The 1883-nt window shown below is 69.7% G+C and carries 2 protein-coding genes; both read left to right on the top strand.

What is annotated here, in order from left to right; translation table 11 throughout:
• Positions 1-170 precede the first annotated feature (170 nt).
• Positions 171-335, top strand: coding sequence for a hypothetical protein (locus FV560_RS19915; protein ID WP_159623762.1), 165 nt, complete (start codon positions 171-173; stop codon positions 333-335).
• A 312-nt stretch (positions 336-647) separates the two neighbouring features.
• Positions 648-1823, top strand: a complete 1176-nt coding sequence (locus tag FV560_RS19910; protein ID WP_159623760.1) for a phage major capsid protein — start codon at positions 648-650, stop codon at positions 1821-1823.
• The last annotated feature ends 60 nt before the right edge of the window (positions 1824-1883 follow it).

Genomic DNA, 1883 nt, shown 5'->3' with positions numbered 1-1883 from the left:
GAGGCCGCGAACGCGAACGCGAAGGAGCTGGCCCCCACCGACTGGAAGGAGCAGTTGGAGTTCCTGATGGTCGCCGAGGAGGCCATGCCGCCCGGCCCCGACGCACCCGAGGCGCCACCGGAGCCGGAGCCGCCCGAGCCTGGCGGCGGTCACCCCACCTGGGGCATGAAATGAGCGCCCGCTGGCCGCGTCTGCGGAGCAGGCCGAACCCACCCGAGCCCGAGCCCGACGACGCCCACACCGTGCCGGTGGAGCAGGCCGACGGCACCGAGATTTACGCCCGGCCCGAAGCTGCAGACCACTGGCGCCCGGAGGTGTGGCGCACCTACCCCTAGAACGCATGTTCGAGGTAATGTGGTGCTGTGTGGGATACACGCTCCCGCCGCCACCGAGGGCCCGTGGCTGGGTCAAGGTGGCGGCGGTGGCCTCCCTTTCACAATTGATGGGCCAGCGGTCACACCGCGATCAAGTCCGAGGGCCATAGCCAGGTCAAGGACGAGGGTCAAGGGTCAATCCGTCCGTCCAGAGCGAAGCCGCCCGCCGTGCGCTTTCTGGCGCCGTGCCGGGGCGGTCACCCATCCATTCAGTGCACCCCTGCGCGGGGTGTGCGTACCGCTTCCCTGGACGGGAGCAGGAAGGGGTTCCTGATGAACCTCAAGGAACAGCTCGCAGCCGCACTCAAGCGAGCGAACGAACTGGTGGCCAAGGCCAAGGCCGGGAACATCTCCCCGCAGGAGATGACCGAGCTGGAAGCCAAGACCGCCGAGGCCAAGAGCCTGAAGGCCCGGATCGAGGGCACCGAGAAGAGCGCCGCGCAGGCCAAGGCCGACGAACTCATGGCCGGGTTCCAGATGGGCGAGCACGAGCGGCACGGCACCCCCGACACCACCGCCGCCGGGCGGCTGGACCTCTCCGGCTTGAAGGACCAGATGGTCGCCGGGATGAAGGGCTACTCCGGCCAGGTGGCGCCGGGCTCCAAGGGGCTGGTCCCGGCCGGCGAGACCGTGGTCTCGGTGCCGGTGGTCAACCCGACCGACCCGGTCCAGGGTGGCATCGGGCACGAGCGGGCACCGCGCCTGATTGATGTGCTGCCCGCCACCGTGCGCGCCGCTGTCTACCAGGTGCTCAAGCAGACCGTGATCGCCACGCCCGGCACCGCCGGAGTGGTGGCCCCGGGTGACGTCAAGCCGACCAAGAAGCTGGGCGTGCACAAGGAGGACTCCCGGCTGCGGGTGCTGGCAGTGCTGTCGGAGCCGGTGGACAAGTTCCTCCTGGAAGACGCCTCCAACCTGCGCACCTGGGTAGGGGCCGAACTTGTCGATGCGATCCTCGACGAGCTGGAGAACCAGGTACTGGCCGGGGACGGCACCGGCGAGAACTTCACCGGGCTGGCCAACACCAGCGGCATCCAGACGCAGGCGTTCTCCACCGACCAGATCACCACCCTGGCGGCGGGCCTGGCCAAGGTGCAGGACATCGGCGGGGCGGCGTTCATCGCGCTGGCCTCAACCGACTGGCTGGCCATTCAGACTGCCCGCAACAGCGGCGGCAGTTTTGACCTGGGAGGCCCCATCGATGCCACCGCCCGCACCGCCTGGGGCACGCAGGTAATCACCGTGCCCGGCCTGACCGCCGGTGAGGGGTACGTGGTCGGCAACGACAGCCTCGAACTCACCACCGACGGCCGAGGCGTGCGCGTGGAGTGGGGCACCCCGGGCGACACCTTCACCCGGAACCAGCTCGTGGCCCGCGTGGAGGGCCGCTTCAACCTGGACGTGCTGCGCCCGCACCGCGTGGTGCAGATGGCCCTCACCGAGGTCTGAGTACACCAGCAGCCCGTCACCCTGCGCCGGGGTGGCGGGCTGCTGTCATGCTCAGACCTC

This window comes from Ruania rhizosphaerae, assembly GCF_009805705.1.
Lineage (GTDB): Bacteria > Actinomycetota > Actinomycetes > Actinomycetales > Beutenbergiaceae > Ruania > Ruania rhizosphaerae.
This window is presented reverse-complemented; position numbering and strand designations above follow the sequence as displayed.

Bases quoted from the DNA above. Each gene is read 5' to 3' on its own strand.
- FV560_RS19915 (WP_159623762.1), top strand. From the start codon at position 171: ATGAGCGCCCGCTGGCCGCGTCTGCGGAGCAGGCCGAACCCACCCGAG.
- FV560_RS19910 (WP_159623760.1), top strand. From the start codon at position 648: ATGAACCTCAAGGAACAGCTCGCAGCCGCACTCAAGCGAGCGAACGAA.